Source organism: Pontixanthobacter aestiaquae (assembly GCF_009827455.1).
Classification (GTDB): domain Bacteria; phylum Pseudomonadota; class Alphaproteobacteria; order Sphingomonadales; family Sphingomonadaceae; genus Pontixanthobacter; species Pontixanthobacter aestiaquae.
On sequence record NZ_WTYZ01000001.1, the window covers coordinates 1,753,246 to 1,775,763 of the forward strand.

Sequence of the window (22,518 nt, forward strand, 5' to 3'; positions counted from 1 at the left end):
AAACGGCTTGGGAAGCGAATAGGCTTGATGGTTATTGCGGGTGTGATTGCGGTGTTGGGTATTGCGTGGTTCCACGGCGGTGAGGAGCCGCTGCGTCCTATCGTACAGCCGATTGAAATGCCGGAGAGTGCGCAATGACGGGCCGGGTGAAGACTTACCTGCTGATGGGCGGTGCTGCTTTGGCATTGTGCTCGACATTGGTGACGGCTCAAGACGCTCCGGAGTCTTTGCTACCGCCGGGTTTTGATGATCCTGCGCCTGCGCCTGCGCCAACACCTGCGCCGCAGGCGACGACGCGGCCTGCATCACGGCCAACAGCAGCGCCCGCCGACACACCGCAGCCTGCGCCGGGCAGTGGCAGTACGCCGGTCATTCAACCGCTGCCAAATATAGGTGCTGTACCAGGCGCTCCAGCGTCCTTGCCGGGCGGTTTACCTTCTATCGAAGAACTGGAAAATCTTGATCCCGATGAGCTGGATGAATTGCTCGGCCTGAAGCCGAAATTCGATATTCCCGCTGCTGCTCGCCGCGCAATGTCGCAGGTCGGGCTTCTATCACCGGACGAAGGCGGCCTGCCGATCGCATCCTTGGCGAAACAACCTGCTTCACTTGTTCGTGCTTCGCTTGGCGGTATTCGCGGGCCAATGGTTTCGCGCTGGGGCCACATTATGTTGCGCCGTGCCTTGGCGAGCCGGTTGACTGCACCTGTTGGAATGAATCCGACCGAGTTCGCGGCGCTTCGTGTGCAGGCGCTTAATCAATTGGGTGAGTTCAAAACTGCGCGCGCATTGGCGCAAGATGTTGACACAGGCAATTGGACCGACGGATTGGTCGATGGCGCTGTGGAAGCCTATATCGGCACGGCGGATATTGTCGGCGCTTGTCCTGCGGTCCAGCTCAAAGGCGGCGGGCGTGAGGATCCGCAGTGGGAAATGCTCCGGTCGATTTGCTATGCCTTCGCAGGGCAGGGCGCGCGATCACAATCCAATCTCAACCGCGCGTTTCGCGACAAGATCGCGCCGGAGATTGATGTGCTGTTGGCACAGCGATATGCAGGTGCTGCCGGCCGTGGCCGGCGTGCGATCAGCCTAGAGTGGGAGGGTGTCGATCAACTGACACCGTGGCGCTATTCCCTGGCAACAGCTGTCGGCGCCGAGATTCCCGATAATCTATTGAGCGATGCTGGCCCTTATTATCGTAAGATTGCCGCCACCGCACCGATGCTGCCGCTATCACAACGCATGACCGGTGCAGTCGATGCCGCGCGGCAAGGCATATTGTCGTCGGGCGCTGTGGTCGATTTGTACAGCCAAGCATTCGCGCAATCCGGCGATCTTGGCGAACCCTCGCTGACGGCAGCGCGTCTGCGAGAGGCCTATGTTGCGAGCGATCCGGTTGCGCGCATGGCGGCAATCCGCGATGTATGGGGCGGCGAAGATCGCGACTATGGGCGCATGGTTCTAACCGCCTACGCCGCGGCGCGGATGACACCGAGCGAAGAACTGGCAGATGATGCGGCAGATCTGATCGCATCGATGCTGACCGCTGGCCTAGATGCCGATGCACTCACCTGGGCGCCATTCGCGCCGCAGGGCAGTGAAGCGTGGGCATTGCTCGCGCTGGCACAACCAACGCGGCAAAATCCCGTGACATCCGGGCCGTTGGATATTTTCGTAGATTCGGACGAGAGCGCGGATCGGCGCAAATCGCAATTCTTGGTGGCCGGTTTGGCCGGTTTGTCACGAATCGATGGCGCTACGACCGAGGAATATGAGAGTGGACTCGGCGTTCGCTTGGGGACCGGATCAAAGTGGTCTCAGCTTATTTCGAAAGCGGCTTCGGTAAGGAATCCTGCGTTGGTCGCTTATCTTGCTGGTGTCGGGATGCAAGGTGTCAGTTGGGATCAGATGACGCCCAATCATCTGTATCATATCGTGTCCGCACTAAACCGCGTTGGCCTGTCAGCCGAAGCACGGATGATTGCCGTCGAGGCAGTCGCACGAGGGTGACCGCTGGCCCGGCAATTTACGAACTGCGCTATGCCCGGCGCAATTGACGATTTCTTGGCGATGCTCGCGGCCGAGCGTGGCGCTGCGGCGAATACAATCTCTGCCTATCGCCGGGATTTGGAAGGCGCGTCCGATATTATCGGAGATTTGACCGAAGCGACGACAGTCCAACTGAGCAAGCTAGGCGCTGCTTGGTGTGATCTCGCGCCATCTTCTCTCGCACGTAAATCCTCGACTCTCCGCCAGTTTTACGGATTTTTGATCGATGAGGGTGTGCGGGTGGACGATCCCAGCTCTGCACTTCCGCGCCCGGCAACGCGCAGGCCACTGCCAAAAATCCTCACGCATGAACAGGTAGCTGCTCTGTTTGATCGCGCGGAATTGGAGGCGCAATCGGGGAAGCCTGCTGCGGTACGCATGCTCACCCTATTGGAATTGCTCTACGGTTCAGGCCTACGCGCGACAGAGCTGGTGTCACTCCCGCTATCGGCAGTGCCGCGTGATGCGCCGTTCCTTACCGTTACAGGTAAAGGCGGTGTGGCACGTATGGTCCCGGTCAGCAGGCGGGCGAAGGAAGCGATGTTGCGATGGCTGGCGGTGCGCCCGGATGCACCGAAGTTTCTGTTTCCCTCTCGCGGGAAGCATTTGACCCGGATAAGATTGTATCAATTGCTCAAAGAGATAGCGGTTCGTGCCGATATCCCTGCGGAGAAAGTCAGCCCGCACGTTCTGCGCCATGCGTTTGCGACACATCTTTTGGAGGGCGGGGCGGATCTGCGTGTTTTGCAGACACTGCTGGGCCATGCTGACATTGCAACCACGCAAATCTATACCCACGTCGATAGCGCGCGGCTAGTGGCGCTGGTCAACGAGCGCCATCCTTTGGCCAAAGCACATCGGTAACCGGTTGGTAATTGGGTACACAGGCCCTTGCCCCAAACGCAACATAGGACTAGCGCAGCGCAATGATTTCCTACCTCGAATTCGAGAAACCGGTCGCCCAACTCGAAGCCCGTATTGCGGAATTGCGCAGCGCGGCAGAGGGTGACGATGTCGATATCACCAAAGAACTGGAGCGGCTTGAGGTCAAAAGCGCTGATCTGCTGGCCAGTACCTACTCCTCGCTGACGCCTTGGCAGAAAGCGCAGGTCGCCCGTCATCCTTCGCGCCCGCATTTCCGCGATTTCGTGGAGCATATTTTCGATGATTTTATGCCGCTCGGCGGGGATCGCACCTATGGCGATGACGAAGCCATCTTAGGAGGCTTTGCGCGGCTTGATGGCCGGCGGGTCGTTCTGATCGGCCATGAGAAGGGCCACGATACCGAAAGCCGGATTCTTCACAATTTTGGCATGGGCAAGCCTGAAGGCTATCGCAAGGCAATCCGTCTGATGGAACTCGCCGGGCGCTTCGGTCTGCCCGTTGTCACGCTGGTTGATACTTCAGGCGCTTTCCCGGGAATTGAAGCCGAAGAACGCGGGCAAGCCGAAGCTATTGCGCGCTCCACAGAAGCCTGTCTCGCGCTGCCAACACCGATGGTTGCAACGATCGTTGGCGAGGGCGGCTCTGGCGGAGCAGTTGCGTTGGCGAGTGCCGAGCGGGTTTTGATGTTTGAACATGCGGTGTACTCGGTGATCTCGCCCGAGGGATGCGCTTCGATCCTGTGGCGCACCGCCGAAAAAGCGCCCGATGCCGCCGAAGCGATGAAAATCACCGCGCAGCATCTCAAGAAGCTTGGTGTGATCGACCGTATCGTGAAAGAGCCGGTCGGCGGTGCACATCGCGATCCTGAGAGCGCTTCCAAGACGCTCGGTAAAGCGATCGGGCAGGAGTTGGACACGTTAGCAAAAATGTCTTCGGAAGATATCCGAAGAATGCGGGAAGAACGCTTTCTCCAACTCGGCGTGCACTAAAAGCAGGCTGTAAGCTAGGGAACTTCCTTCAGCATCAACGGTTTGCTAAATGTGCTCACTGACAACCGTGAAGTGTGCGTAGGATTTATGGAGGAAACCTGTATGCCCCGCTTGAAGAAGCTCGCTCTAGCATCAACCGCAACTCTGAGCCTTGGGCTCACTGGCTGTATGGGCGGTTCCATCCCCGATTCATCGGCGCCCATCACCCAGCAAGAGGCATCGCAAGGCGCCAAGTTCCACCCGCAATTGTTGGAGGAATTTGGCGGCACCTATCAGGGCCCTCAGGCCGCATATATCGAATCGATCGGGAAGAACATCGCTGTGCAATCGGGCCTCGGCAATGCGCGCAGTTCCTTTACCGTTTCGCTACTCAACAGCCCGGTCAACAACGCATTCGCAGTACCTGGCGGCTATATATATTCGACGCGGCAGCTGGTTGCGCTGATGAACAATGAGGCGGAGCTGGCGGGCGTGTTGGGCCACGAAGTGGGCCACGTCGCCGCACGTCATTCACAACGCCGCCAATCCGCGGCGCAGCAAAACCAGATTATCGGTGTGCTCGGGGCGGTGCTTAGCGGTGCTGTGCTGGGGGATAGCCAAGTCGGCAACACGCTCTCACGCGGCTTTTTGCAGGGCTCCCAATTATTGACCCTGCGTTTCTCGCGAAAGCAAGAATTGCAGGCTGATGACCTCGGGATCGAGTATCTGACCAAGGCTGGTTACGATCCGCGCGCGATGAGTACGGTGCTGGCGAGCCTGGCGGCACAGAACTCTCTGGATGCACGTTTGGCTGGCAGAAACAACGCTACGGTCCCGGAATGGGCATCGACTCACCCGGATCCGGCAAGCCGTGTTCGAACAGCGGCGGCCAAAGCAGGCCAAGTCACAGGTACAACCAATCGCGATACGTTCCTAACCCGTATCGACGGGATGCTGTATGGTGATGATCCGAAACAGGGTGTGATCGAAGGCAGCCAGTTCATTCATCCGGAATTCCGGTTGGCGTTCACTGCGCCGCGTGGTTTCTACATGGTGAACGGAACCCGCGCCGTGTCGATCAATGGTCAAAGCGGCAAAGCGCAGATGAGTACTGGGCCGTATAATGGCAATCTCGATATGTATGTACGAAATGTGTTCACGGCATTGGGCGGCGAGCAGCAAAAATTGGCCCCGGCCAGCGTACAGCGGACCCGGATTAATGGACTGCAAGCTGCGACCGGCTCGGCGCGCGTAAATAGCGGTAATGGCGAGGTCGATGTCGTGGTTTATGCTTACGAGTTTTCAAACAATCGTGCGTTTCACTTTGTTACAATAAGCCAGGCAGGGCGGTCGGCTACTTTCACGCCGATGTTCAATTCAATGCGCCGCATCACCCAGAGCGAAGCAAACGCAATCGTCCCAAGACGGATTGATGTGGTGACCGTAAGAAGGGGCGATACGATCCAGTCGCTATCGAACCGGATGGCATATGACAATGGCAAGGTCGAGCGGTTCCGGGTCCTCAATGCGCTTGGGGCAAATGACACTTTGCGCGCTGGCGACAAGGTTAAGATCGTGGTCAAAGCGAGATAAGGGATAGGCTTTCCTTCCCCAAGTCGCAGGCGCTCAGACGTACGCTGGCATTTCCGGTAACGCAGCGCTGCACAGACAACCAGCAGATACAAAAAAGGCGGCAAGGGTGACCTTGCCGCCTTTCTTTTCAAAGAGAAATTCTTTGACCTTAGTTCGCCATTTTGGTCGAAACTTCGGTGAATGTGTTGCTCAGCTGTGTGCCGAGGCCCTGCATTGCAGAGATAGCAGCAACAGCGATCAGAGCGGCGATAAGGCCATACTCAATTGCAGTCGCGCCTTGTTCGTCAGCGAGCAGATTTTTGAAAAATTTCATTTGTAGTCTCCTGGTTCAGTCTTCGGTACCCAAAACCCAATCCTTTCAGATTAGGCGTCTCATGTGTTAGTCGTGACAAGTTGATAAATTACTAAGCCTTGCAGCTTTGCCATTTAGTTCCCCAACACGGCCCCAACCTTGCTTGTAACTCTGCCCCAAAGCCCGTTATTCTCGTTGGCAACGGAATCGAATGCTCCGATCGAGGCAATTACAATCAAGGATACAATCAGACCGTATTCAACGGCGGTCGCACCAGATTCGTCTTTTGCGATCCGTTTTAGGATTGGCATAAGTGTCATCTTGGCTTCCATCATTGCTAGTCCGATAAGTAGCTTTTCGGTTTGAAAGTTTAACAATTGATTGAGACAAGGCACCCAAGTGGAAAATAATCCGACATGGATGCCCGTTGTGGCAGCTGCAATCGGCCCCAAAAATGGGCGCTGGCTGATGCATAGACGGCCTGTGGAAAAGCAGCATGGAGGACTGTGGGAGTTCCCTGGTGGCAAAGTTGAATCCGACGAAGCCCCTGAAATTGCTGTGATTCGTGAGATCAAGGAAGAGCTCAATCTTCGTTTGGAGGCTGTTGCTTTGACGCCAGCTGGATTTGCGCAGGCGGATCGTGACAATGGACAAAAGCAGATTGTCATCCTTCTTTACAAAACAGATCAATGGGAAGGGGTGCCGCAAGCGCTGGAAGGCGGAGAGATTGCCTGGTTTGCACCCGAAGAGATCGCAAAACTGGACAAGCCGCCGCTTGATATCGCGTTGGCAAAGCAACTGTTTGCCAAATCTGCTTCAGAAACTGGGCGATAGGGGATTGCCAAGCTAGCGCAGCCCCCTTATGTGCCGCCCTCCAAGCGCGCCCGTAGCTCAGCTGGATAGAGTACCTGACTACGAATCAGGGGGCCGGAGGTTCGAATCCTTCCGGGCGCGCCAATACAAAAGCCATCCCATCCGGGGTGGCTTTTGTGTTTTCGGGTCCAATAGGTTTTTCGGGCTAAGCAGATTTGAAGTTTTATAGTCGAGGCGCGTCACTGCGTTGGCGATATAGCGCTTTAGCCTTGGTTCAACCCTTGTGGACCATTTGCCTAGAACACGTTCCGCGTACGCCACACCACAGCGTATCTTGTCGATTGCGAGCATTATCTCGGAACGGGTTAACGGGTAAGTCGTTGCCAAACCAAACGTTAATTCGAAAGGAGACGCTACAATGGCAAAGGCCGAGGCAATTTTTACGAAACTCAAAGAAGACCACGATACGCATCGTGACCTATTGGACCGCATTGAAGAAACCAGCGGCGACAGCGACGAGCGCCGGAAGCTGTTCGAAATGTTTACCAAGGACGTCAAAAGCCACGCGGCGGCCGAAGAACAGGCCGTCTACGCCACTATGCTACGCAAACCGGAAACGACCGATGAGACGCGGCACTCGGTTGCTGAACATCATGAGCTTGATAAGACGCTTGATGATCTTGCTGCAACAGACATGTCATCCAGTGCATGGCTGCAAAAGTTCAAACAATTAAAGCACGATTATCTGCATCATATCGAGGAAGAGGAAGATGACCACTTCCCCGAATTCAAAGAACACCTGACCGCAGACGACGAGCGGCAGATGGGCGAAGTTTTCGACCGCCGTAAATCGGCAGAGAAAGCCGATGCCGAGATCACGCCGAAGAAAATGTCCGAAGCGAAAGAATGAGGCCGATGTCCGGAACCAACCGGCAATAAACGCATTTGCATTGAAGACGCGCTTCTCCGAAAGGGTGGGGCGCGTTTTCTTTTGCGCGTACGATGTTGAAAGCGGATAGCCGATGAGCAGCCAGATTACTCCCGAAGAGGAAGAAGCACGGGGCAAACTTCCTGTGCCCGACCATGTGCAGGATGCAATCCGTACTCTGCTTGCATGGTCAGGCGATGATCCGGAGCGTGAAGGATTACTCGATACGCCCAAGCGCGTCGCCCGCGCATGGAAAGAATATTGTGAAGGTTATGCTGAAGACCCCGCAGTACATCTCAGCCGGGTTTTCGAAGAAGTCGGCGGATATGAGGAACTGGTGCTGTTGAAGGACATCCCGTTCCATTCACATTGCGAGCATCATATGGCTCCAATCATTGGTAAAGCCGCAATTGCCTATTTGCCTACCAACAGGGTAGTCGGAATTTCAAAGCTTGCCCGCGTTCTTCATGGGTACTCGCGGCGATTGCAAGTGCAAGAGAGGCTAACGGCTGAAGTTGCGGACTGCATTTGGGAGAACCTCGAACCGCGCGGTGTCGCGGTTGTTATCGAGGCGCAGCATTCCTGCATGACGGCGCGCGGTGTGCGTACTCCGGGGGTCGGCATGGTCACCAGCCGGATGATGGGTACGTTTCTCGAGGATCAGCGCAGTCGTAAGGAAGTGCTAAGCCTGATGGGTTACTAACCCATCATATTGTGGGGCTGTGTTGATCTAGCGTCCACAGCGCAATTTTGCAGGACACGATCCATACGGAAATTCCTGCGGCTAGATCCACAGCATAATGACCGCCCATGGGCACGGTCGACACGATAACGGCTGCGGACCATATGATCGCAGGCCATCGTGCTTTGGTGTTCCACAGCGCTTGCGTTGCCAGCAGCCCTAAAACCGTATGGAACGACGGAAAGACGACGACGCCGTTGAGATCGGCCAGACCGACAACAGTTTCGGATCCATGATAGAACCAGTCAAATGTTTCACCGGCATAGACAGCGGCCCCGGCAGGAATTCCGTTGCCCTGCAGATGGATCAGATCGTAGAAAAATGCCGTGCCTTTGGCAGGGAAGAACATCGAAATAACTGCAACTATCTGCATGGAGATGACTGCGGTTAGGACCAGCTCCCACGCGCGTGTGCTTTGCTTGAAAGCCAGCATGCCTATGACAGCAACGACGACTGCCAAGGCCGACCAATTGTAGGCAAAGTGCAGTATGGACGATAACCAGGGCGTTTCGGCGCTAAGCCGTACAACCTCGGCCATGTCCAGACCGATCGCAGCGTCTGCTGCCGCCAAAGTACTATCCGCTATCGGCATATTGACGCGGATACCTGTGTTGGCAATCAGTCCGCACAGCATCAGCGCGATCGTTGCTACACCAATTATATTGGCCGAGTCGGAAAACCGAGCGTCGATTTTGCGCACATAGCACCAGCCGGAAAGAGCAAACATCGCAGCGGCTAAGAAAACAAAGCGACCAAAATCGAAGGTCTTGAGGACCAAGCCTGTTTGCAAGAGTATTGCGACAAGGACGCTGATCGACAGCCCGAACAGTACGGTCAGAACAAGCACTTTGCGAGTAAAGACGAAGCGAACGACGTCAGCCGTGCCGAACAGATTGCCAGAAGCGGAAGGGACTGCGCGCGTGCTCATGCAAAGCGGCTATCGCAAGATGGTTACCAACGCCTAAACGCGGAGGCTTAGAACGATGCGGGCTAAGATATTTGCATGGTCAACTATCAAGCCGAAAAAGGAAAGCGACCGGGAATTAAACCCGGTCGCCCCTTTATAAATTTACAGCTGATCGAGCATATGCTCTGCAGAGCTGACGGAGAAATCACCTGGCGCTTCAACGTTGAGTTGCTCGACCACACCGTCATTCACGACCATCGAGTAACGCTGGCTTCGCTGGCCCATGCCGAACCCCTGAAAGTCTGCATCAAGGCCGACAGCTTTGGCGAAATCGCCATTGCCGTCTGCAAGCATAGTGATCTGGTCAGATCCGCCATCCTTGTTCCAAGCACCCAGTACGAACGCATCATTGACCGATGTGCAGGCGACTTCATCGAAGCCCTGAGCTTTCAGCTCATCCATCTTTTCGACATATCCCGGGAGATGCTTGGCGGAGCAGGTCGGGGTGAACGCGCCGGGCACGGCAAACAGCGCCACTTTCTTCCCTGCAAAATAGTCGCCCGACTGAACCGCTTCGGGGCCTTCAGCGGTCGCTTTAGCCAGTTTAACGTCAGGGAGTTTATCGCCTACGGATATTGTCATGGGGTAATTTCCTTTCGTGAAAATGTCTCTTGGCATTGGATATAGGAAGCTTGTGCTGCGCGGCAATGATTAGATCATATAAAGATATCTTTATATTTGCATCACCGGGCTGTCATCGCTACATACGTGGCAGAATTGAAGCGCTCCTGATCGGGGCGCAATTTGTTTGAATTCAGGAGAATTTGCGTGGCTGTCGAAGCACAAGACTACATCATTCAGGATATTTCCCTCGCCGAATATGGCCGCGCGGAAATCAACATTGCCGAAACCGAGATGCCCGGCCTGATGGCGCTGCGCGAAGAATTCGGCGACAGCAAGCCGCTGAAAGGCGCGCGTATTACCGGCTCGCTCCACATGACTATTCAGACTGCTGTGCTGATGGAAACGCTGACCGCGCTGGGCGCCGAAATCCGCTGGGCAACTTGTAACATTTATTCGACGCAGGATCATGCTGCGGCTGCGATGGCGGAAGCGGGCATTCCAATCTACGCGATCAAGGGTGAGAGCCTTGCGGATTATTGGGACTATGTCGGAAAAATCTTCTCATGGGGCACTGATGCTGACCCTGACCAGACTGCGAACATTATTCTCGACGATGGCGGCGATGCGACAGCGTTCGCTCTGTGGGGTGCACGGATCGAAGCCGGCGAAGAAATGCCTGCTCCGACGAACCCGGAAGAAATCGAAATGCAGCGTTCGGTAAAAGCGTTTGTGAAAGCAAACCCTGGCTACCTGACCAAAACCGTCAAGAACCTGAAGGGCGTTTCTGAGGAAACTACCACCGGTGTTCACCGCCTCTATCACCTCGCGAAGAACGGCAAGCTGCCTTTCCCGGCGATCAACGTGAACGATTCTGTCACAAAGTCGAAATTCGACAACCTGTATGGATGTAAGGAATCGCTGGTTGATGCGATCCGCCGCGCGACCGACGTTATGCTCGCTGGTAAAGTTGCTTGTGTCGCGGGTTTCGGTGATGTCGGCAAAGGTTCGGCAGACAGCCTCCGCAACGGCGGTGCGCGCGTAATGGTCACCGAAATCGATCCGATCTGTGCGCTTCAAGCCGCAATGGAAGGCTATGAAGTTGTAACGATGGAAGAAGCGGTTAAGCGCTGCGACATCTTCGTCACTACGACCGGGAATGAAGACGTCATCACTGCCGAGCACATGAAAGCAATGAAGCCGATGAGCATCGTCTGCAACATCGGTCACTTCGACAGTGAAATCCAGATCGGTGCGCTCGACAATTATGACTGGGCAGAAGTGAAACCGGGCACTGACCTCGTAACATTCCCGGATGGCAAGCAGATCATGATTTTGGCCAAGGGCCGTCTGGTGAACCTCGGCTGTGCAACCGGCCATCCGAGCTTCGTGATGAGCTGTTCCTTCACCAACCAGGTGCTGGCTCAGATCGAACTTTATACGAAGGGCGAAGAGTACAACAACGAAGTTTACGTGCTGCCCAAACACTTGGACGAGAAGGTTGCTGCGCTTCACCTCGACAAGCTGGGCGTTCAGCTGACCAAGATGAGCCAGGAGCAAGCCGATTACATCGGTGTTCCGGTTGAAGGTCCGTACAAGCCTGAGCATTACCGCTACTAATATTTGCGTCGCGTTGCAGCGGCCAAAATTCGAAACAAACGCCATTCTCGCATTGCGAGGGTGGCGTTTGTCGTTTTTGCGTAAAACTTCTGGCGATTTAGCGCGAAAGCACATTGCAACATGCCCGCGCGGCGCATAGCTGAAATGCAATGCAAATTTCGCCCACTGCCTTGATCATTATCGGACTGCTGCTCGCGGCGTGGATGGTCGCGGCTGCGTGGATGATGATTGCTGCTGGCGGGAAGGCGCGTGGAGCCGAGGGAAGCAGGAAAGCCGCCCGCCGGATGGCGCGGATGATTGATGAAGCACCTGCGATTCCGTTGGTCGTGCGCACCGATGGTAGGATCGAAGGATCGGACCGGCTTGCCGGTTGGCTCGGTCTGGATACGCTTCCCGAATATCTTAGTGAGTTGGATGGCGGGCAAACCGGCGATCATGGCAAAGGACTGTCGGCAGACCAGTTGAAAGAACTGACCGAGAATGTTCGGCGGTCACAGAAAACTGCGGCTCCGTTCCGAATGGCGCTAACGCCGCCGGGGTCGCAGCGCAGTCTGGCGGTTCGCGGGGTGCTTGCTGACCCACAAGTGTCACCTGGCGGCGCTGCGCTGGTTTGGATATTCGATTTTAGCGAGAGCGAAAGCGAACTTTCGCGACTTCGGGAGGAAGCTGCACGCGCGAAGGGCGACTTCGGAGCGCTCGTCGGCATAATCGAGGCTGCGCCGATGCCGATGTGGTTCCGCGGGCCTGACGCGAAGCTGCAATTGGTCAACAAGGCCTATGTCGATGCCATTGGTGCGGTCGATGCTGATAGCGCTGTGATCAAGCAGCAAGAGCTGATTGAATCAATCGATGGTCTTACCGCTGCGCAGGTGGCAGGTCAGGCTTTTGAGAAGAAGATGCCGATTGAGCGGATTGTTACCGCTACCATCAACGGACAGCGCCGGGCCCTGCGCGTTAGTGATTTGCCGCTGGGGAAAGAGGGCGTAGCCGGATACGCTGTGGATATCGAGGAAATGGAAGAGCAGGGCCGTCAGTTCCGCGCATTCCGTGACGCTCAGCGATCAATGCTTGATCAATTGTCGATCGGTGTCGGTCAGTTCGACGCGGATCGTAAGCTAACATTCGCAAACCAACCGTTCCGCCGCGTATTTGCGCTGAATTCGGGTGTGGTATCGCAAGGGATTGATTTTGAGCGGCTGCTACAGAATGCACGCGAGAATGGACGCACGCCGGAGGTCCGCGATTTCCCCGAATGGCGCACCGAGCATACCGAGTGGTTCAACGCAGGCGAGACACAGGAAGAGGCGTGGCCGCTGTCTGATGGCACCCATTTACGGATCGTCGCGCAGCCCATGCCCGACGGCGGACTGGTGATTGTAGCCGAGGATCGGACCGAGCAATTGGCGCTGTCGGCCACGCGCGATACGCTGCTGCGGACGCGGACGGCGACATTCGACAGTTTGTTTGAAGCGTTGGCGGTGTTCGCCCCTGATGGACATTTGCAACTGTGGAACCGCAGCTTTGCTGGCACATGGGGCCTCGAACCCGAGCTTCTTGATGCGCACCCATCCGCGGAAGAGCTTTTGGAAGCTATTGCACCCAATCTCGCCAGGTCGAAGCAAGCCAAGGGCATCGGCGAGGTTATCCGTGCAGCAACGCTTGATCGGAAAGAACAGGGCGGACGTATCGCTCTGGCCGATGGGCGCACCCTGGAATTCGCGGGCATTCCGCTACCCGATGGGAACGGCCTACTGACCGTGCTTGATGTAACAGCGAACGAGCAGGCTGAAGCCGCGCTGCGCGAGCGTAATAAGGCTTTGGAAGCTGCGGACGAGGTGAAAACTCAATTCCTCTCTAACATGTCCTATGAATTCCGCACGCCGCTGACATCGATTGGTGGCTTTGCCGAGCTGCTTCAGGCGGGCGTGGCGGGCGACCTTTCCGATCAGGGCAAGGAATATGTCGAGGCAATTATCGAGTCTGTCGGGCGCCTGACTGACCAGGTCGAGAATGTCCTCGACCTCTCGCAAAGCGAAGCGGGTCTGCTGCCGCTCAACAAGAAGCGCCTCGACTTGATGCCGTTCGTCACAGACGTCGTGCGCAGTCGCGAGCAGGTGATTAGCGACGGCGGGATCACACTCGATCTGCGGGGGAGTAAGGCGAGCGGTAAAATCGAAGCAGATAAGCGGCAATTGGGTCGGGCCATTGGTCAGTTACTCGACAACGCTATCGCTGCGACGCCAAGCGGCGGTAAAATCCTTGTCGATTTGTCCAAGCAAAAGGGCGTCGCGCAGATAGTTATCTCCGACAATGGCACGGGTATGAGCAAAGACGAGCTCAAGCGTGCAATGGCCGGGCAGAACGATACGAAGAAGCAAGGGCTCGGCATCCCGCTGGCGCGCCAGCTGGTTGAATCGCATGGCGGCACTCTGGAAATCCATTCGCGGCAGGGCGAGGGCACGGCTGCGGTCATCCAATTACCGTGATGATCGCACTGCCTGATTTAGCGGCGATGGACGCATTTGGCGGCAAGATTGCCGGATTGCTGAGGGCCGGTGATGTCGTTGCCCTGACCGGCTCGCTCGGGACTGGGAAGACAACGCTAGCTCGCGCAATCATTGGTGCACTCGGTCATGAAGGCGAGGTTCCTTCGCCGACATTCACGATAATCGAAACATACGACTCGCCCGCAGTTTCGCTACCGCTTGTGCATGCAGACTTCTACCGTTTGGATGATCCATCCGAGGTCGAAGAGATCGGTCTCGACGATTATCGGGAAGGCGCAGCATTGCTGGCGGAATGGCCCGATCATGCGGGCGGTTTTGCGCATGAGGCAGGCTGTTTGTCGATAACGCTGGAAACTGCGGATGAAGGCCGGATTGCAATTGTCGAAGCGGGTACCGATTGGGTAGATCGCTGGTCATGAGTGAGCTTCCCCCTGGTATCGATTCTTTCCTAAGATCCGCTGGTTGGGGCGCGGCGGACATTGATCCAATTCAGGGCGATGCATCTTTTCGCCGCTACTTTCGAATTAAAGACGTTTCCGGCGACCGGGCGCGCAAAGCCATGCTGATGTTTGCGCCGCCGCCCGAGGAAGATCCAAAACCTTTCCTGCACGTTGCGCGCTGGCTTTCGGACAACGAGCAGCGCGCTCCTGAGATTTATGCTGAGGATGCGGCGCAGGGCTGGGTTCTCATTGAGGATTTCGGCAATGACCGGATGCGCGATTGGCTCGATGCCAATCCATCAGGCGAAACGAAGGCCTATGAGGCGGCGATAGATGCGCTGGTCGAACTGCATCAGCAGCCCGCTGGTCCGTTCGGTCCGTATGATATGGCAGCCTATCAACGCGAGACTGCGCTGCTGACCGAATGGTATTGTCCTGCGATGGGTTTGGACGTCGACGAAGCTGGTTATACTACCGCATGGAACGAAGCGCTCGCGCCGATGTTGGACCGGCAGAAGCCTGGCGTAACCGTTCTGCGGGATTATCATGCAGAGAATATCATGCTGCTTGGACCTTCTAAGGATGGCTCGGGCGCGCAGGGCCTGATCGATTTTCAGGACGCGCTGGTTGGGCATCCGGCATATGATCTGGTTTCACTGTTGCAGGACGCCCGCAGAGATGTCTCGCCAGAGTTGGAACGGACCATGCTCGATCATTATCTCGCGAACATGCGGCCGGATGCCGAGTTTGAGGCTGATTATGCGCGGCTAGGTGCACAGCGAAATGCCAAGATCGTTGGCATCTTTACACGGCTGAACAAGCGCGATGGAAAGCCGCATTATCTCGATCTAATCCCCCGCGTGTGGGAAGCGATGGAGCGCGATCTGGCGCATCCGGCGCTGGCTCCTGTGGCTGCTTGGTTCGATGCAAATATTCCGAATGAATTGCGCGATGCAAAGGGAGGGCTGCCCTAATGAGTAAAACCGCCCAGACAAAGCTCGCGTCAGATACTGCGATGATTATGGCCGCAGGTATGGGAAAGCGGATGCGTCCGCTTACCGCGTCACAGCCGAAGCCATTGGTTCGCGTCGCCGGAAAGCCGTTGATAGATCACGCGCTTGATCGTTTGGAAGCCGGCGGCGTCACGCGCGCAGTCGTCAATGTGCATTATCTGGCTGATGCGCTCGAAGCACATGTCGCGGAGCGGGCAAGTCCCAAAGTCGTAATTTCTGACGAACGCGATACGCTGCTCGAAACTGGTGGCGGGATGGTGAAAGCGCAAAGCCAGCTTCCCGATCCGTTTTTCTGTCTCAATGCCGACAATATCTGGCTCGACGGTCCACGTGACGCGTTTCACGATTTATCAAAGCGCTGGAATCCCGATGAGATGGATGCACTTCTCCTGCTGGTACCCCACGCGCGCGCTGCAAACTTCCGCGGCAAAGGTGATTTCCATATGGACGCTACGGGACGCGTATCGCGTAGGCGGTCGGGGCGGATTGCACCCTTTATCTATACCGGCATCCAACTGGTTTCACACCGGCTGCTGCGCGAGGTCCCCGAGGGTAAATTCTCGACCAACATCCTGTGGAACCGTGCGATCGAGGAGGGCAGGTTATTCGGATCCAGCTTCACCGGACACTGGTTTGAAGTCGGGACTCCAGAGGCGATAAAACCTACCGAAGAAGCGCTCCGGCGTGGGTGAAAGGGTAGGGCCTAAGATATATTCAATCGCCGCTCATCGCGGCTTTGCCGATGCGCTGGTAGCGGGGTTGGTGCCGCGCTACTCCCATGGCGATCTGGGCCTTGCAAAACTGACATTGCTTCTTCCGAGCACGCGTGCAGTACGCACAGTGACAGAGGCTTTCATCCGGTATTATGGCGCGGAGGGAAATCAGGGAATGCTGATGCCGCGCATGACGGTGGTCGGCGATCTTGATCTTGATGAAGCGCTCGGAGCGCTGCTTGAGCCACTTGGAGCGAACGACGTTCCGGTCGCTGTCGACCCGACCCATCGGTGGTTCAGACTGGGGCACTTGCTGACCGAGGAAATGGGCGATGATGCTCCCGGTTCAGCAACCAAGCTCAGGCTTGCCAAAGACATTGCGTTGACGATGGACCGGTTGCTGGTCGAGGATATCGGACCGGAAAAGCTTCTGACCGAAAAGATCGTCAATCTTGATGAGGATTTGTCGAAGCATTGGCAGGATAGTCTGCGGCTGTTTGCCAGAGTGCAAGCGCGGTGGTTGGTCGAGCTTGCGGAGATGGGCGCGCTGGATGCTGCTTCCCGGCGCAATCGACTGTTTGATTATGCGTCAAAGAGTTGGCGCGAGACACCGCCAGAAACACCCATTGTGGCCGTTGGCGTAACCAGTGCGTCGCCTGCATTGGCTCGGTTGCTCAAAACTGTTTCAGAGCTTCCGCAAGGCGCCGTGATCCTGCCTGACTTCGACCTGTCGATGGATGAGCAAGTGTGGGAAGAGCTGGGTACGGCAGGCGATATTGAAACCGCCGACGCCACACCCTTCCAGCGCGGCGACGCCGTTACGCATCCGCAATATCATTTAAAGCTGCTACTGAATCGGATGGGCATCGCACGCGGCGAGGTTCAGTCTTGGCACCGCAAGGGGATGATGGCGGCATCGCCCGATCGAACGCATGCAATCTCCAGCCTGTTCCTGCCGCCCGAGGCAAGCAAGAGTTGGGTCGATCTGCCCGCCGACAAGCGCCGTCTGTCGGGCGTGCGGATTATGGAAACCGCCAATCCGGAAGAGGAAGCGCAGGCGATTGCGCTGCTGGTTCGGGAAGCAATCGAAGAGCCGGAGAAACGCGTCGCAGTGGTCACGCCCGATCGCGGATTGGCGCGCCGTGTGGTCCAGCATCTGCGCCGCTGGAATATCGAGGCTGACGATTCCGCTGGTCGCCCCCTGTCGCAGACACCCGCTGGTCGTTTGTTCCTGTTGCTCGCCGAGGTGATTGCCGAACGCGCTGCGCCAGTGCCGCTTATGGCTTTGCTCGAACATCCACTGGTGCGCTTCGATCAGGATCGTGGGACATGGCTCGCGCAGGCCCGTGCTTTTGAGCTGGAATTGAGAGGCCCGCGCCCGGCTGCCGGCTTGGCCGAGCTGGCGGCAAAAGCTGAAAAAGCGCAGGTGACCGATTGGTGGAGCGAGGTCGAGGCGATTCTCGCGCCGCTTTTGGAAAGCAGCGATGATCTGGATATGGCAGCTGCTCTGAGCGCGCTTGCCAAGGCAGGCGAAACACTCTGCGGCGATGCTTTGTGGTCGCGCGAAGATGGTCGCGCTCTGGCGAGCTTCGTCGAGGAGTTGCGGCGGCACGCGACTGATGTTCCGACACAGATAGATAGCGCCGATCTGCATACGGTTCTGCGCGACGCGATGGAGGCGGTAGCGGTGCGGCCTTCCTATGGCGGGCACCCGCGTGTTGCTATCTATGGTCTGCTCGAATCCCGGATGAGCCGCGCTAACTTAGTGATCTGCGCGGGTCTGAATGAAGGCAGTTGGCCTGCTTCTCCATCCACCGATCCGCTGCTCGCGCCGGCGGTGCTGCGCGCGCTGGGAGTACCGGGCGCAGACTTCCGCATTGGTCTGGCTGCGCACGATCTTGCCGGAGCGCTCGGCGCTCCCGAAGTGGTGCTGAGCCGCGCGCAGCGCGATATTTCCGGTCCGGCCATCCCCTCGCGATTCCTATTGCGGGTGCAGGCACTGCTCGGTGCGGATCTGATTGACAAGCATAGTGAAAAGGAAGCTGTCCGGTTCGCACAAGCGCTCGATCATGCGGAACCTGCGCCGCTTTACCCAAAGCCGGAACCGATGCCATCGGTAGAGCAGAGAAAGCAGCGGATCAGCGTTACGGCGCTGGATAGGCTGAGATCTGATCCGTACCAGTTTTATGCGAGCGCGATCTTGCGGCTGAGTGAGCTTGACGGATTGGATGCCGAACCGTCAGCGGCTTGGCGCGGGATTGCGGCGCATGAAATTCTCGAAGAGTGGCACAAGTCGCAGCGCCCGATGAGCGAAGTTGCGGGCGAAGTGCTTCAGCAAATGAACGCGCATCCGCTTATGCGCGCATTGTGGCAGCCGCGTTTGATGAAGGCGCTCGAATGGGTTGAGGAATCGATCGCCGCGATGGATGGCCGCAAGCCTGCGCTGTTCGAAGAATGGGGCGATATGGATGTTCGCGGCGTTACCATCTTCGGTAAGGCAGACAGGATCGATATACTGGATGGCGGGGAATTGGCCATTGTCGATTACAAGACCGGCGGACCGCCCACCGGGAAGCAAGTCGAAAAAGGCTTTGCTCTTCAACTCGGCACAATCGGCCTGATGGCGGAAGCGGGTGCCTTCAAGAAGCTGGCCGGAAACGCCACCAAATTCGAATATTGGTCGCTCGCAAGAAGCGACAAAAGCGATACCGGCTTTGGTTTCGTTGCGACTCCGGTTCTCGAAGGCAGCAAGCGAAGCGGTATTCCGCCTGAAGATTTCCTGCCTAAGGCCAAGGAATATCTCGATGATGCTTTGAATCGCTGGATTCTCGGCGATGAGCCATTCACGGCGCGGCTGAATCCGGATGCCAATGTCTATTCGACCTTCGATCAGCTGATGCGGCTCGATGAGTGGATGGGGCGCGAGGCATGAGCGCCTCCAAAAACCAAGGTCGGGTATTTCAGCTCAAGGATAATCAAGCGCTGGCGGTTGATCCCGAAGAAAGCGTCTGGCTCTCCGCGTCTGCGGGCACGGGCAAGACACAAGTGCTGTCAGCCCGCGTGTTGCGTCTGTTGCTGCGCCGCGATGTCGATCCTTCACAAATATTGTGTCTGACGTTTACTAAGGCTGGCGCAGCGGAAATGGCGACGCGGGTTAATGAAGTGCTCGCCAATTGGGTGCGGATGAAGCCTGAAGTGCTTGCAGCAGATCTGCAAGCGATAGGTGCGTCCGTCGATAGCGAAACACAAAGCCGCGCACGGAGCTTGTTTGCCAGCGTACTCGATTGTCCTGGCGGTGGATTGCGGATCGATACGATCCATGCCTTCGCGCAATGGCTGCTCGCAGCATTTCCTGAAGAGGCTGGCCTGTCTCCCGGGTCGCGGGCGATGGAAGACCGCGACCGTGATGTGCTGGCGCACAAAGTGCTCGCCGATATGGTGGTTGATTGGCAGGACTCCGGCGAAACAGGACTGCTTGATGCGTTGTCAATGCTAAGCATCCGAATGGGCGCGGATGGGGCGCGTGGCTGGCTGATGCGCTGCGCCAAAGCGCGCGAAGTGTGGTTCGGCAAAACCGGTTGGCAGGATGATCTGGGCGGCCGTGTTCGGCGGTTGCTCGGGCTGGCTGAGGGCGCAGGACCGGATGATGTCGCAGCTTTGTGTGCAGACAGCGAATTTGCAATCTCCGCCTTGCAGCGATGCGCTGCCGTCAATGCCGAATGGGGCACCAAGACCGGGCTGAAATCAGCAGACGCGATTGCCTTATGGTTGGCGGCTACCCCGGCGCAGCGGGTCGATCTTGCGAGCGACATGGCGGCAGCATTGTTCACGCAGAAAGGTGATCCGCGCTCGCTCAAATCGCTCGAGAAGATTGATCCCGGCTATGCGGATGCGGCTGCGGAAGTGATGCAATCGCTATCTGCTGTTCGCGAACTGCAAATGCGTCTGGCATTGTCAGAGTGGCTCACACCTGCATTGCGCATCGGGCGGCGCTTCGCACTGCGCTGGGATGAGGCGAAGAAGCGCGAAGGATTGATCGATTTTGACGACCAGATCCGCCGTGCCGCGGCGCTGCTTTCCCGATCCGATATTGCTGATTGGATTCGCTATAAGCTCGATCGCCAATTTGATCATATTCTGATCGATGAGGCACAGGATACCAATGAAGCGCAGTGGTCTATCATCCGCGCGCTGACCGAGGATTATTTTGTCGGTGAAGGGCAGCGTGACGGCAAGCTGCGCACGATCTTTGTCGTCGGTGATTACAAACAAGCGATTTTTCGGTTTCAAGGAACCAGCCCCGAGAACTTCGAAATATCGCGCAAGCACTTTGCCAAGGTCATGGCCGATGCTGCGGACAATGCAGATACCTTGCGCGACCGCATCGATGCACGTCCACTGAAGAGTCTCGATCTGGGGCGGTCGTACCGGACGGCGCAGCCGGTGCTCGATTTTGTCGATCATGCGATTGATCGGATCGGCTTTGAGCAATTTGGTCTCGCCGAGCATCCCGGCAAACATATTGGTCAGGCACGCAGCGGCGAAGTTGTGCTGTGGAGCCCCGTGAGCGCTCAGGCGGACGATGAGGATGAAGCCGAGGGCAGCGATACGTGGCTGTCGGAGCCGGAGCGGCGGATGGCAGACAAGATCGCTGGCCAAGTCACTGCGTGGCTGCGCGATGGCTATCCGTTGGTGAAGGGCGATACCCCGCGCAATGCCGGGCCGGGTGACATCATGATTCTGGTGCGCAAGCGGAAGGAACTTGCTGGTCTGATTGTTGCAAGGCTCCACGCGGCGGGAGTTCCGGTTGCGGGCGTTGACCGGTTACGCTTGGGGGCACCTCTGGCGGTGAAGGATTTAATGGCGGCGCTGCGTTTTGCTGCTCAGCCGCTGGATGATTTGAGTTTGGCGAACCTGCTCGTTTCCCCGCTGATCGGATGGTCACAGGAGGATCTGCTCCAACACGGATATCGCGTCAAGGGCATTCACCTTTGGGATCATCTCCGAAAATCAGATGCGCCGCTGGCAGCGGCTACTGCCGACAGATTGCGCGATTTGTTGCGACTGACGGATTATGAACCGCCGCAGGCGCTGCTCCATTGGTTGCTGATCGGTCCGTGGAAGGGGCGGACGAAGCTCGTTTCGCGCTTGGGGCGTGAGGCGAATGATCCGATTGATGAACTGCTTAATGCGGCCTTGGCGTTTTCGTCGGCCCACACCGCAAGCCTTCAAGGTTTCATCCAATGGTTCGATGCGGGCGAAAGCGAGCTGAAACGCGAAGCGGGAGCGAGTGAAGGCCTTGTCCGCGTAATGACAGTGCACGGGTCGAAAGGGTTGCAAGCACCCATCGTGATCTTGGCAGATGCTACGGGTAATCCCGATAGCTCACCCGTGCGTAGCGTTTCGTTGTCTGAGGAAGTTTCGAATGAAGATACCAAGCGTTCGGTTCCGATTCCGTCACTGCGCAAGGACGAGAAAGTCGGGCCGGTTCTGGCCGCCGAGGACGCAATTGCGAGGGAAGAGCGGCAGGAGCATTGGCGCTTGCTCTATGTCGCGATGACTCGCGCTGAGGAGGCGCTTTTCATAGGCGGTGCGCTCGGCCAGCGCGAGGACGTTCCTGCAGATGATAGCTGGTATGCACGGCTTGCGCCTCTGTTTCCTGAGGAAATTCAGGACGATCCCAATTTTGGCGCGCGTCGCGCTGTTGGGCAGCGTCCACCGGCGGCACCGCTTATTACTGCTGACAAGCCTTTGGCTGCGTTGCCCGATATACCCGATTGGGCCGCCACTCCGATAGGGCCGGAACCGCGTCCGCCGCGTCCGCTGGCTCCGTCCTCCGCTGGTGAGGACCAAGCGGCCGATCCGCCTCTATCCGGCGATAGTCTGAAAATTGCCGCGCGACGCGGTGTGCTGATTCACAGTCTGCTGGAACGTCTGCCCGATGTGGCTCAATCAGACAGGCACTCGCGCGCTAAGGCTTGGCTCAGCAAACATGCTGGCGATCTGGATACAAGTACGCGCGAGGAGGTTTTGGCCGCCGCAATGAAAGTGCTTCGGGAGCCCGGCTTCGAAACGATATTCGGGCCCGAAGCTCTGGCAGAAGTGCCGCTCGCTGCAACTGTCGATGGGCAAGTCATTGCCGGCATCGCCGACCGCCTGTTGGTCACTCCAGAAAGTGTGACGGTGGTGGATTTCAAAACCGCGCGGCGGCCACCTGCTTCGCTTGATGCCGTGCCCGCAGCGTCGATCCGGCAAATGGCGGCCTATGCGGCGGCGCTTGCAGAAATTTATCCTGAGCGCGCGATCAAAGCGGCTTTGCTATACACACAATCGCCGCAATTGATTGAAATCCCTTCGGAGGTCCTTGCGGCCAACAAATCCACTTTGTCCACAAAGCAGGAAAGCTTTCCCGCCTGAGGCGTTGAGTG

General features: G+C 57.1%; 18 protein-coding genes and 1 tRNA gene. 15 read left to right on the forward strand and 4 right to left on the reverse strand.

Annotated features, from left to right (window positions below; all coding sequences use genetic code 11):
* Nucleotides 1-134: 134 nt before the first annotated feature.
* From GRI35_RS08365 to GRI35_RS08380, 4 genes are all read left to right on the forward strand, one after another.
* The gene (locus tag GRI35_RS08365) at nucleotides 135-2,009 is read left to right on the forward strand and encodes a hypothetical protein (protein WP_202390530.1); all 1,875 of its coding nucleotides are present in this window, start codon (nucleotides 135-137) and stop codon (nucleotides 2,007-2,009) included.
* Nucleotides 2,010-2,039: 30 nt separating this feature from the next.
* Nucleotides 2,040-2,912, forward strand: a complete 873-nt coding sequence (locus GRI35_RS08370; RefSeq protein ID WP_160613738.1) for a tyrosine recombinase — start codon at nucleotides 2,040-2,042, stop codon at nucleotides 2,910-2,912.
* Nucleotides 2,913-2,974: 62 nt separating this feature from the next.
* Nucleotides 2,975-3,922, forward strand: coding sequence for an acetyl-CoA carboxylase carboxyltransferase subunit alpha (locus GRI35_RS08375; RefSeq protein WP_160613739.1), 948 nt, complete (start codon nucleotides 2,975-2,977; stop codon nucleotides 3,920-3,922).
* Nucleotides 3,923-4,024: 102 nt separating this feature from the next.
* The gene (locus tag GRI35_RS08380; protein ID WP_160613740.1) at nucleotides 4,025-5,494 is read left to right on the forward strand and encodes a M48 family metalloprotease; all 1,470 of its coding nucleotides are present in this window, start codon (nucleotides 4,025-4,027) and stop codon (nucleotides 5,492-5,494) included.
* 148 nt (nucleotides 5,495-5,642) lie between these two features.
* On the opposite strand, the gene GRI35_RS08385 is transcribed toward GRI35_RS08380, so the two are convergent.
* The gene (locus GRI35_RS08385; protein WP_160613741.1) at nucleotides 5,643-5,807 is read right to left on the reverse strand and encodes a Flp family type IVb pilin; all 165 of its coding nucleotides are present in this window, start codon (nucleotides 5,805-5,807) and stop codon (nucleotides 5,643-5,645) included.
* Between the two features lie 113 nt (nucleotides 5,808-5,920).
* Nucleotides 5,921-6,121 (reverse strand): Flp family type IVb pilin, encoded by a 201-nt coding sequence (locus GRI35_RS13940; protein ID WP_328598431.1) that lies wholly within the window; start codon nucleotides 6,119-6,121, stop codon nucleotides 5,921-5,923.
* A gap of 64 nt (nucleotides 6,122-6,185) precedes the next feature.
* On the opposite strand from GRI35_RS13940, the gene GRI35_RS08395 reads away from it, so the two are divergent.
* The 4 genes from GRI35_RS08395 (at nucleotide 6,186) to folE (ending at nucleotide 8,230) form a co-directional block, all read left to right on the forward strand.
* Entirely contained in the window at nucleotides 6,186-6,620 is a 435-nt protein-coding gene (locus GRI35_RS08395) for a (deoxy)nucleoside triphosphate pyrophosphohydrolase (protein ID WP_290258637.1), read from the forward strand.
* A gap of 46 nt (nucleotides 6,621-6,666) precedes the next feature.
* Nucleotides 6,667-6,743, forward strand: a tRNA-Arg gene (locus tag GRI35_RS08400).
* A 274-nt stretch (nucleotides 6,744-7,017) separates the two neighbouring features.
* Nucleotides 7,018-7,509 (forward strand): hemerythrin domain-containing protein, encoded by a 492-nt coding sequence (locus GRI35_RS08405; protein ID WP_160613742.1) that lies wholly within the window; start codon nucleotides 7,018-7,020, stop codon nucleotides 7,507-7,509.
* Between the two features lie 112 nt (nucleotides 7,510-7,621).
* Nucleotides 7,622-8,230, forward strand: coding sequence for a GTP cyclohydrolase I FolE (folE, locus tag GRI35_RS08410; protein ID WP_160613743.1), 609 nt, complete (start codon nucleotides 7,622-7,624; stop codon nucleotides 8,228-8,230).
* A 4-nt stretch (nucleotides 8,231-8,234) separates the two neighbouring features.
* Here folE and GRI35_RS08415 read toward each other — a convergent pair whose 3' ends face one another.
* Both GRI35_RS08415 and GRI35_RS08420 read right to left on the reverse strand, forming a co-directional pair.
* On the reverse strand, nucleotides 8,235-9,197 hold the full coding sequence (locus tag GRI35_RS08415; RefSeq protein ID WP_160613744.1) for a phosphatase PAP2 family protein: 963 nt from the start codon (nucleotides 9,195-9,197) through the stop codon (nucleotides 8,235-8,237).
* Between the two features lie 141 nt (nucleotides 9,198-9,338).
* Complete coding sequence (locus GRI35_RS08420) at nucleotides 9,339-9,818, reverse strand: peroxiredoxin (protein ID WP_160613745.1); 480 nt, start codon at nucleotides 9,816-9,818, stop codon at nucleotides 9,339-9,341.
* A gap of 186 nt (nucleotides 9,819-10,004) precedes the next feature.
* Here GRI35_RS08420 and ahcY point away from each other — a divergent pair, with 186 nt between their 5' ends.
* The 7 genes from ahcY to addA all read left to right on the forward strand — a co-directional run bounded on the left by ahcY (nucleotide 10,005) and on the right by addA (nucleotide 22,507).
* Complete coding sequence (gene ahcY, locus GRI35_RS08425) at nucleotides 10,005-11,417, forward strand: adenosylhomocysteinase (protein WP_407985045.1); 1,413 nt, start codon at nucleotides 10,005-10,007, stop codon at nucleotides 11,415-11,417.
* 149 nt (nucleotides 11,418-11,566) lie between these two features.
* A complete protein-coding gene (locus tag GRI35_RS08430) occupies nucleotides 11,567-13,903 on the forward strand; it encodes a sensor histidine kinase (protein WP_160613746.1) in 2,337 nt (778 codons plus the stop codon).
* Nucleotides 13,900-14,343: a tRNA (adenosine(37)-N6)-threonylcarbamoyltransferase complex ATPase subunit type 1 TsaE gene (tsaE, locus tag GRI35_RS08435; protein WP_160613747.1), complete on the forward strand. Its 444-nt coding sequence runs from the start codon at nucleotides 13,900-13,902 to the stop codon at nucleotides 14,341-14,343. The genes GRI35_RS08430 and tsaE overlap by 4 nt, the downstream gene beginning before the upstream one ends.
* Nucleotides 14,340-15,338 carry an aminoglycoside phosphotransferase family protein gene (locus tag GRI35_RS08440; protein WP_160613748.1) on the forward strand — a complete coding sequence of 333 codons (999 nt, stop codon included), beginning with the start codon at nucleotides 14,340-14,342 and terminating at the stop codon, nucleotides 15,336-15,338. Before tsaE ends, GRI35_RS08440 begins: the two co-directional genes overlap by 4 nt.
* On the forward strand, nucleotides 15,338-16,069 hold the full coding sequence (locus GRI35_RS08445; protein ID WP_160613749.1) for a nucleotidyltransferase family protein: 732 nt from the start codon (nucleotides 15,338-15,340) through the stop codon (nucleotides 16,067-16,069). Before GRI35_RS08440 ends, GRI35_RS08445 begins: the two co-directional genes overlap by 1 nt.
* Nucleotides 16,062-19,022: a PD-(D/E)XK nuclease family protein gene (locus tag GRI35_RS08450; RefSeq protein WP_160613750.1), complete on the forward strand. Its 2,961-nt coding sequence runs from the start codon at nucleotides 16,062-16,064 to the stop codon at nucleotides 19,020-19,022. Before GRI35_RS08445 ends, GRI35_RS08450 begins: the two co-directional genes overlap by 8 nt.
* Nucleotides 19,019-22,507, forward strand: coding sequence for a double-strand break repair helicase AddA (gene addA / locus GRI35_RS08455; protein ID WP_160613751.1), 3,489 nt, complete (start codon nucleotides 19,019-19,021; stop codon nucleotides 22,505-22,507). Before GRI35_RS08450 ends, addA begins: the two co-directional genes overlap by 4 nt.
* Nucleotides 22,508-22,518: the final 11 nt, after the last annotated feature.

Coding starts and splice junctions, on each gene's coding strand:
- GRI35_RS08415 (WP_160613744.1), bottom strand. CDS start 9,197: ATGAGCACGCGCGCAGTCCCTTCCGCTTCTGGCAATCTGTTCGGCACG.
- GRI35_RS08375 (WP_160613739.1), top strand. CDS start 2,975: ATGATTTCCTACCTCGAATTCGAGAAACCGGTCGCCCAACTCGAAGCC.
- GRI35_RS08430 (WP_160613746.1), top strand. CDS start 11,567: ATGCAAATTTCGCCCACTGCCTTGATCATTATCGGACTGCTGCTCGCG.
- GRI35_RS08405 (WP_160613742.1), top strand. CDS start 7,018: ATGGCAAAGGCCGAGGCAATTTTTACGAAACTCAAAGAAGACCACGAT.
- folE (WP_160613743.1), top strand. CDS start 7,622: ATGAGCAGCCAGATTACTCCCGAAGAGGAAGAAGCACGGGGCAAACTT.
- GRI35_RS08370 (WP_160613738.1), top strand. CDS start 2,040: ATGCCCGGCGCAATTGACGATTTCTTGGCGATGCTCGCGGCCGAGCGT.
- GRI35_RS13940 (WP_328598431.1), bottom strand. CDS start 6,121: ATGATGGAAGCCAAGATGACACTTATGCCAATCCTAAAACGGATCGCA.
- GRI35_RS08385 (WP_160613741.1), bottom strand. CDS start 5,807: ATGAAATTTTTCAAAAATCTGCTCGCTGACGAACAAGGCGCGACTGCA.
- GRI35_RS08445 (WP_160613749.1), top strand. CDS start 15,338: ATGAGTAAAACCGCCCAGACAAAGCTCGCGTCAGATACTGCGATGATT.
- GRI35_RS08380 (WP_160613740.1), top strand. CDS start 4,025: ATGCCCCGCTTGAAGAAGCTCGCTCTAGCATCAACCGCAACTCTGAGC.
- GRI35_RS08440 (WP_160613748.1), top strand. CDS start 14,340: ATGAGTGAGCTTCCCCCTGGTATCGATTCTTTCCTAAGATCCGCTGGT.
- addA (WP_160613751.1), top strand. CDS start 19,019: ATGAGCGCCTCCAAAAACCAAGGTCGGGTATTTCAGCTCAAGGATAAT.
- GRI35_RS08365 (WP_202390530.1), top strand. CDS start 135: ATGACGGGCCGGGTGAAGACTTACCTGCTGATGGGCGGTGCTGCTTTG.
- GRI35_RS08420 (WP_160613745.1), bottom strand. CDS start 9,818: ATGACAATATCCGTAGGCGATAAACTCCCTGACGTTAAACTGGCTAAA.